Source organism: Dokdonella sp. (assembly GCF_049593775.1).
Lineage (GTDB): Bacteria > Pseudomonadota > Gammaproteobacteria > Xanthomonadales > Rhodanobacteraceae > Dokdonella.
Genome location: NZ_JBAWHJ010000210.1, coordinates 1 through 8,481, shown reverse-complemented (window position 1 = coordinate 8,481; position 8,481 = coordinate 1). Strand labels below are relative to the sequence as shown.

Here is an 8,481-nt window from a genome sequence, read left to right as displayed (position 1 = left end):
GTTTCCAAGTCAGCGGGCGTGTTCTCGACAACGGGCCTCAACTACGGCCTCGGCGTGCGTATTCTGGACGTCGACAACGATGGCCTGGCCGACATCTTCGTCGGCAACGACTCTACCCCCGACCAGCTCTACCTCAACCTAGGCGAGATGCGGTTCGAGGAAGTTGGCGTGAGCTCGGGCCTCGCAACCAACGGCAACGGCAGGCCCCAGGCCAGCATGGGAATTTGCCAGGCCGACGCCGATGGCAACCGCCAACCCGACCTCTTCGTGACAGTATTTTCCGACGACTCCAACACCCTCCACCACAACCTCGGTGACGGCCTCTTCGCTGACCGCTCGGCTGCCTACGGTGTCGCCGCGATCAGCCGACCGCTGCTGGGCTGGGGTTGCGGCTTCTACGATTTCGACCTCGACGGCGACGAAGACCTGCTCATCGGAAACGGCCACGTCTACCCGGAAATGGACAACCCCGAGGTGTCAGGCAAGACAGGCGGACAGGCACAACCCCTGTTGCTGCTGGAACGACGCGGAGCGCGGTTCCAGACCACAAACTGCGTGGCCGAGTGGTGCAAAAAAACGCTTCACGCCCGCGCAGTGGCATTTGGGGACCTCGACGGCGACCGTGACGTCGACGTTGTGATCACCACCCTCAACGGGCCGGTGGTGGTCCTGCGCAACAACACGCCTGCGCGGCGTTCATTGGTGGTCCGCCTCGACGACTCCCCTCCCAACCGTCACGGCTATGGTGCAATGGTCGAGGTTGAGGGCCCGGCCGGAATACAACGACGCTGGATCGGGGGCGGCAGCTTTCAGTCGGCCGACGCCCCCGAGGCCTACTTCGGCTTCGGGGATCTGCAGCCGCAAACAAAGGTCACGGTGCGCGTCATCCTGCCCGGCCACCCCCCACGCGAGTGGCGCGGGGTGGCACTCGACCAGGTCTTCGTACCGAAGTCGGCTACGGCACCGTAGCCGACCCGGCGGCAGCGGTGCCGGCCTCAAAGCCGTCGCCGAAGATCTCGTTGGCCACGGCGCCGGCAAAGGTGTGGAAACGCAACAGCGGGCTAACGGCGACGCTGCCACCACCACCGGCATCCTCTACATACCACCGCCCGAACCACTGGTCGCCGTCGAGATCCGGGTCGTTGGGGATCGCAAGGCTCGCCGAGCCATAGCCGCCGCCAGCACCAACACCAGCGAGCACGATCGACTCGAAGGCAATAGACCCGGAAACCGGCTGGGTCAATCCGGGATCGCTCGCGTCGATGACCAACAAGGCAGTGGCTCCACCGAGTGCGTTTGCCACCGCAACGGTGAAGCTCGGGTTACCAATCAGCGGTGGCTCGACCGCCACCATCTGCGGCACCAGGCCTCCACTTCCAGCCAAGCCGCTGCCAACCACCTGCGGCGCACGCGCCGATTCAGTGTAGAGGCGTGGCCGGTCAAACGGCGGTGCACTCTCAGCCAACCGCAGATCGGTCAGGGGTCGGCGCAGGAACGCGAGCAGGTCGGCACGCTGTTGAGGCGTCAAGTTGAGCGGGACAAGTTCGTTGGGGGTGAAGTCACCACCGCGGTCGTAGAAATCAACTACGTCTTCAAGAGTGGCGAAGCGTCCGTTGTGCATGTAGGGAGCGCGCAAGGCAACATTGCGCACCGATGGCGTGCGTAGCTTGCCCTCGTCGTCGGGATTCCCGGTGACCTCCTTCCGGCCAGGGTCGTCAGTCTTCGGGCGGACCCCGGTGTAGTGGAAGTTGTGATCGCTCATGATCGCGCCCGCGTGGCAGTTGTCACACTGAGCAACTCCAACAAACACGGTGCGCCCAGCCAGCTCCTGCGGCGTCAGGCCATTCCCGGTTTGAATCCATGCGTCGAGGGGTGCCTGGTTGCTGAACAACGTTCGCTGGTAGCTCGCCAGCGCCATGGCCAGCCGAGAAGCGGTGACTCCCGGGCTGCCAAAGGCCTCCTCGAACAACTCCGGGTAGCCACGACCAGCGATCCAGTCGAGCAGTTCAGTCGCAACCGCCGGAGATAGCGCGAGTGGCGAGATCACGGCGAGGCGGTCGACCACGTCCGGCCATGCCCTACCGATGTGACCCATCTCGATATCCGAGAGAGGTGGGCCGATCGCCTGGTTCTCGAGCGCTCCGCCGGTCGGCAAGATCACGGCGAGGGTGACGGGATCGACAAATGGACCTTCCGCCCGACCGTCCCAGAAAAGCCGCGGCGAATAGGCGGCATTCACCATGCTCCCCGGACGGCGGTTGGTCACCTGGGCGCCGAGACCGAAACTCAGGCTGGAGTCGTAGAGCCCATCGCTCTGGTTGAGCGGAACTCCAGGGGAGCCGAGAATGTCGTCCTCGCCCCCGAAAAGGCCGTCTGGCCCGGGGTGCACTCCGTTGGGGCTCAGCGAGCGAGGATCGCTGCCGCCCGCAGCTGGAATGTGGCAGGTACCGCAAGCGACACTGCGTGTCGACGCGAGCTGTTCGTCCCAGAACAACACCTTGCCGAGGTTGACCTTGGCAGGCGTCTGCGGGTTGCCGGCTGGCACCTGGGGTGGCTGAAGTATCTGCGCCCCGGCGACCGAAACGAGCGCGCACGAGAAAAGAGCCACAAAGCCGATGCGTCTGCCACCAGTATAGATAGCCCGGAGAGCCCCGAGCCCACCACCCCTGCTGATCGCAGACCTGGCTCGCAATCCCGAATTCCTGCTCATCGCGCCCTCCTCTCTGATACGCCGAGTTGTTATAGTACCGATGCCGCGCGGCGGAGACAGGAGGTACGGTGTCAATTCGATTCAATCCGAGCCCTTTCAACCCCGCAGCCAGCCTGCTGCTGGCCGCCCTGGCCTCCGCAAATCCCGCCCTGGCGGGAGACTGGGTCACGTTCACCGAAGCGACCAGTACCCGCCTCGTCACCAGCGACCCCAACGTTGGTGCCAACGACATTCGCGAAAAAGACCTCGCCACCGGTGACCTCGATCAGGATGGGGATACCGACCTCGTGGTCGTTCGCAAGATCCCCTTTACCAACCCGGGCGGATTTCGCAACGTCCTGTTCATGAACGAAAAAGGGGTGATGACCGACCGCACTGAAGAGTTCGCGGAAGATTTTCTCGATGACACCGACGACCGCGACGTCGAATTGGTCGACGTCAACGGCGATGGCTGGCTCGACATTGTCACCGCCGGCACCTTCAACCAGCAACCGCGCATCCTGATCAATCTCGCCAGGGTGGGTGGGGTTTGGCAGGGCTTCGCATATCAGCCGGCTCGCCTGCCCGTGTTGCTTTCGGGTACCGGCAGCGGCCCGAAGTTTTGTGGCCTCGGGGTTGGCGACTTGACCGGTGACGGCCGACCCGAGCTCTATTTCACCGACTACGCAAACGATCTCGAAGACAAGCTGCTCATCAACGACGGCAACGGGTTCTTCAGCGATGAAACCGCCACACGCCTGACCACGGCCATGACCAACTCGACGTTCGGCACCGATGCCGATATCGCCGACATGAACGGCGACGGCTTCAAGGACATCATCAAGAACAACGCGACCGGTACCGAAACCCCCGGCCCGAACTCGCCGTCGGTGATGATTCTCTACAACGACGGCACCGGCCACTTCGAGATGTTCGACACGGTCAACGCTGACGCTCCATACATGGTTGCGGTGGCCGATTTCACCCAGGACGACCGCCTCGACCTATTCGTAGTCGACGACAGCCAGGACCACTACCTCATCAACACCGGCAACGACGGCCAGGGCCATGCCCAATTCGCCACCAGCTCGAGTGCCCCTAGCCCCAACACCACCTTCTTCGGTGGCAACACCGACTTTGCCGACCTCGACGCAGATGGCACCCTCGATGTCTTCGTGGCCGACGTAGACACCGACGTGCCTGGCTGCGATGGCCAGCTGGTGATCATGAAGGGACAGGGCACCCCGCCTGCTGTGACCTATTTCGATCCCCTTGCCGGAGGAAGCCGTCCCTGGACACCGCAGGGCACCCAGGACGTCGCGGCCTTCCATATCGACAACGACGGCAAGCTGGACCTGTGGATCGCGACCTGCACCGGCAATCGCATCTTCATGAGCGACAATCCAGACTTCATCTTTGCGGATGGTTTCGACGAGAGCTAAAGCGCGGTCGGGTTGCGCGCAGCTCGGTCGCCAGCGCCGTTCATGAACTCTCGGTCTGCAGGACTCCACGCTGCATCGAGATCCCGCAGCTCGCGCTCAAGAAGCGCATCAACTTCACCAGATTCGAATTGCCGTGCCTGTTGTGGAACAGCGAAGCGCCATTGTTCGGCCTCGTCATCGCGGAGAAGAACGTAAGCAAGCTGCAGGCGGGAAAAGGCCCGCCGAACTGCCTCCGAGGGAATGCGTACCCCTACTGCATCGAGCTCATCGAGCCAGCCGGCGATTGTAAGTCCACTTTCTCCGCACAAGCTGCGTTGGGCCACACGGTAGACTATGGCGCGGTCCAGGGCACAGGCACGCGGCTCGGGGCTAAGACGTGACCAGCCCGCCAGTGCGTCTCCAATGGCATCCGAACGCAGTGCGCGTTCCGCAAGTGCGGTGGTGATGATGCGTTCGCCGCGATCCAGCGACTCCAGTGCGCACTGACAGACCATGGCCACCAGGTTGGCGCGCTGGCCACAGGTACTGACGATTGCTTCCACCAGTTCTCTCGATTCGAACCGCACGCCAAGCCGGGCCAGCGGTTCGCTGGCCAGCGCGGCACAAGCATCAGCTTCCAGCGCGCCGAGACGGATCACTTCGCCGAAGTTGCGGATGGGCGATGCGAAGTCGAGAGCGATCGCCTCGTACAGATCCCAGAAACCAGCGAGCATGAAATGGCATAGCCCCTCCTCGCTGAGCGCTCGCAGTTGAGCAAGTTGCGGATAGCCATGACTGGCTTCGTCGCGCAGGAACAGATCGGTCTCGTCGAGCAGCAGCAACAGTCGTTGCTGCGTACCGTGTTGGGCGAGCCGGCGCAAAGCTTCTTCAGGCGGTGTTTCGAGCGGTAAACCGGCCGCCTGCGCGAGTCGCGGGGCAAGGCGGTGATCACGCATGGAGAGATAGTGACAACGCACGCGCGGATGCGATTCAAAGCGGCGCTCAATCGCCTTCATCAGGCTGGTTTTGCCTAGCTGGCGACCGCCAACCAGCAGATAGTTGCCAGGCTCGCGATTGATGACACGTGCAAGCAGTTGCTCGCGTCCGAAAAATACTGCCGAGCGTGTTACGCCACCTCGCGTCTGGTATGGCGAGATGCGCGTGATCTTGAGTTGCCGGGCGAGTACGCCGATCAATACTTCCGTCGGGACGGGATTGAGCATCCATTCGCTGAGCGTCGATTGATCGATTGCGACACAGAGATTGCCGGGATCACTGGCAAAGGCGAGCAAGGAGGCATCACTGCGCACATTCGGGCTGACCACCATGAGCACATCCTGGCCGGTCGACTTCGCGCGCAGGTGCCGAACCAGCAATCGCGCGGGAATTGCCGGATCGACGAACAGGACCAGCATCTGATCAAGCGCTACGGGTAGCTCGTTGGGCAGGTTCCAGACGAAGAGCGTGCCTGGCAGTCCTCCAGAATCGGAGGTGGCGCTGGTTGCACCAATGCGCAAAGCCAGCGATTCGGCGCGCTGCGATGAATCGGCAGCGACAAGGTGTACCGCTTCGCGCCAATCCTCGGCCGCAACGTCTGCTGCTGCGAGGCTGGTATCCAGTCGACGCAAGAGGCGAAGACGCCGATCCATCCCTGGCAAGCTCGACAGAGGCAGTCGACGCAGGCGTCGGGGCGACGCCTGCAGGGTACGCATCATCGGATCGAGCACGGCCAGCCAGACCAGCGCGGCAGCGAGGGTCAGAATGGATACGATCAGCATCACGCCCAAGGTGCCTCCGGCGCCAGCCGAGGGTGGCTGACATTCCGCGAACAGCCAACGCGTTGGCGGCGATGGCTGGCCCGGCATGCAGCGCCATTGAGCCGTCTCCGGATTGAAGCGCCAGGATAGAACTGTGCCTCGCAGGTCGGTCTCGGGCCCGAACCCTTGGCCAAACTGGTAGCTCAGCTCCATCGGTTCGGGTATGTCCAGGCGTATCAGACCGTTGTCATCAACCTCCCCGATCGCCAGAGCATTGGCCGGCCAATCGCCGTGCATGCGCCAGTAGCGCTCGGCACTGTCACGCGCCTCGCTCATTTCATAGCGGACAATTCCCATCATCGTTCCGATTTCGGCATCGAGTGGAATTGCCAGCCGCACAAGAGGATTTAGCCCCGGGGCGAACAGCGCGCTACCGATGAGCCAGGCGACGACGATCAATAGGATGATTCGCCACAAGGGCGGGCGTGCCAATCGGGGTAGTTTCATCCTGGATTCGCGCCGCACACGAGCATTCGGCCGGCCGTGCGCACAGCCTCGCAACGCCACTCAAACCATCGACCAGTGTCGTCGCTGCGCTCGAGTATCAGATTCGCCCAATACAGTGACCGTAGCAGCGGATCGGCAATCCATGGACGTGCAGCGGCAATGCGCTGGCGCTCGAGCATGCCGCTGAGCATTTCGACCGTCGCAGCATCTCGCAACAGTGGCTCGTAGCTCTGCAGCAAGGGTGGATAGCTGGCGAGTGACTCCTGCAAGTCTGACTCCGCAAGCGCGGGTTGTGCCGTCAACAGATCGAACGCTTCATCGATCAGCAATGGGTGACCACCGCTGGTTGCCAGAACACATCGCCCAGCTGCATCGGCAAGGCCCAGTGCTGCAGCACGCGGACGCAGATCAGCCTCGGTGGGCTCGGGCCAGCGCTCGGCAATGGCGATGTTGAGCAGGGAAAGGTCGCCTCCCTGGTATTTGAGATCAGCAAGGGCCGATCCCCCGCAAATCAACAGGTAGAGGCGGCCACTGTGCATTTCGCTCAAGCTGCGAAGGATTCCTGCGAGGACGTCGCGCTGCACCGGGTCGCCCTGCTCGAAACGACTGACCAGACAGAACAGCGGCTGGGTTCCGCGCAGGCGATCTGCCAGGGCCGATTCGAACGCGAAATCCGATTCGACTCCTTCGAACCCGCACTGTGCCGCGAGTGCAGCGAAGTAGTCATTGGGCTCGGCGGACAGACTGTACGGCGGTTGCAGATGCAGCACATTCGTCTCACCGAAACGACGCCCGGCTTCCGCGAGGATCTCCGCTCGCATGGGCGGCTGCCCCAGATGAGCCGGACACAGCAACATGAGGATCGGATACGGGCGCAAGGTCTGGAGGCGGTCGAACACGCGCTGCACACTGAACGGTGCCGCCATGTTCGACCCTGCCGTTTCGGCATGCAATTCGGCCACCTCATCAGCGTACTCAGGCTCGAAGTCAGCCGCTTTTAGCAGGCGATTCGTCTCGGCTTCAGTCAGGCGCAGATAGCGCGCGCAGGCAATCACCTTGTCGCGCGCCTTGCGCCCTGGCGAAGCATCCCCGTTGCGCCAGTTGTTCACGGATTCGCGGCTGAGGCCGATCTCTGCACCGACGCCGGCCGCGCTGGCGCGGATCCTGCGCATGTACTGACTGAGCAATTGCGGAAACTCGGAAACCGCCATGGCAGGGGGGACGCAAGAAAACGAAGCGTGCACCCTACCCCGAGAAGAGGCCAAGGGCGAATACTGCATGCGACCCGAATCCCACAAGCTCACGCCAGCAGCCACCGAATTCACCTCCCCTCCCCGGCTGTCCTCGTTCACCGAAGCAGTGGCGGAAGGAACAGTGCCCAGATTGCGAAAAGCGCGATGTACTTCAATGCAGTGACCAGGGCCCGTTGCGGCTGATACGGCTTGGGCTGCAGGATCTGCAGATGCGGGGGTGCCTTGAGCCGCTGCACGAGGACCCACAGACACAAGGCGCAGATCAGACCGCCAATGATGCCGACACCGGTAGGCCCGAGGGTATCGAGCAACCAGACAACGAACTGCTTGAGCCCCCTCTTGCGGCCCGTGACCTCGATCTCTTCGGCAACCTGGATTGCCGCCGCCGCCTTCATGAGCAGCACGGTGCCGAATCCGAACACGGTAAGTCCAGTCAGCGAACCGACTGCAGCACGGGGGCGCGTGTAGCTATCTTCGTAGCGGCGGAAGCGACCCTCTGTCTCGTGCTCGATGCTACCGAAAACTTCATCGCGGATGCCGCCATCCTCGATACTCAGCGAAATCTCCTTGGCCTGCTTGCCCTCGCCGGTGTTGAAGTCGATGTCGTTGTCGCTGGAGCTCTGCTTCACTCGTCGCGTATCGCGGAGAACGATGTGTGTCGCGTCTTCGGAAAATGTGCGGGCGGGCGAATTTCCCGATTTCAATTGCTCGACCATGGTGCCGGCCCGGCTGGCCGGCACACTTTCCGAGTAGACAGCCTCGTCGCTGACCAGAACCACCTGCGTGTCATCACCGTTGTTCACCAGCCAATACTTCATGTCTGTTCCCCCGCCGGATACGCGCCGGCGCTGCGC

Annotated in this window: 6 protein-coding genes; 2 read left to right on the top strand and 4 right to left on the bottom strand. The window is 62.7% G+C overall.

Features of this window, described 5'->3' with window-relative positions:
- A partial coding sequence (locus WBP53_RS07435) for a CRTAC1 family protein (protein ID WP_423927469.1) occupies window positions 1-969 on the top strand: 969 nt, incomplete at its 5' end.
- Here the strand turns inward: WBP53_RS07435 and WBP53_RS07430 are convergent.
- A complete protein-coding gene (locus tag WBP53_RS07430; RefSeq protein ID WP_423927467.1) occupies window positions 956-2,710 on the bottom strand; it encodes a cytochrome-c peroxidase in 1,755 nt (584 codons plus the stop codon). The genes WBP53_RS07435 and WBP53_RS07430 overlap by 14 nt on opposite strands.
- A 68-nt stretch (window positions 2,711-2,778) precedes the next feature.
- On the opposite strand from WBP53_RS07430, the gene WBP53_RS07425 reads away from it, so the two are divergent.
- Window positions 2,779-4,131, top strand: a complete 1,353-nt coding sequence (locus tag WBP53_RS07425) for an FG-GAP repeat domain-containing protein (protein WP_423927465.1) — start codon at window positions 2,779-2,781, stop codon at window positions 4,129-4,131.
- Here the strand turns inward: WBP53_RS07425 and WBP53_RS07420 are convergent.
- The 3 genes from WBP53_RS07420 to WBP53_RS07410 all read right to left on the bottom strand — a co-directional run.
- Complete coding sequence (locus WBP53_RS07420; protein WP_423927463.1) at window positions 4,128-6,374, bottom strand: AAA family ATPase; 2,247 nt, start codon at window positions 6,372-6,374, stop codon at window positions 4,128-4,130. The two genes, WBP53_RS07425 and WBP53_RS07420, sit on opposite strands and share 4 nt — an antisense overlap.
- Complete coding sequence (locus WBP53_RS07415; RefSeq protein WP_423927461.1) at window positions 6,371-7,585, bottom strand: hypothetical protein; 1,215 nt, start codon at window positions 7,583-7,585, stop codon at window positions 6,371-6,373. Before WBP53_RS07415 ends, WBP53_RS07420 begins: the two co-directional genes overlap by 4 nt.
- A 137-nt stretch (window positions 7,586-7,722) precedes the next feature.
- Window positions 7,723-8,481, bottom strand: a 759-nt coding sequence (locus tag WBP53_RS07410) for a hypothetical protein (RefSeq protein ID WP_423927459.1), incomplete at its 5' end; no start/stop codon positions are given.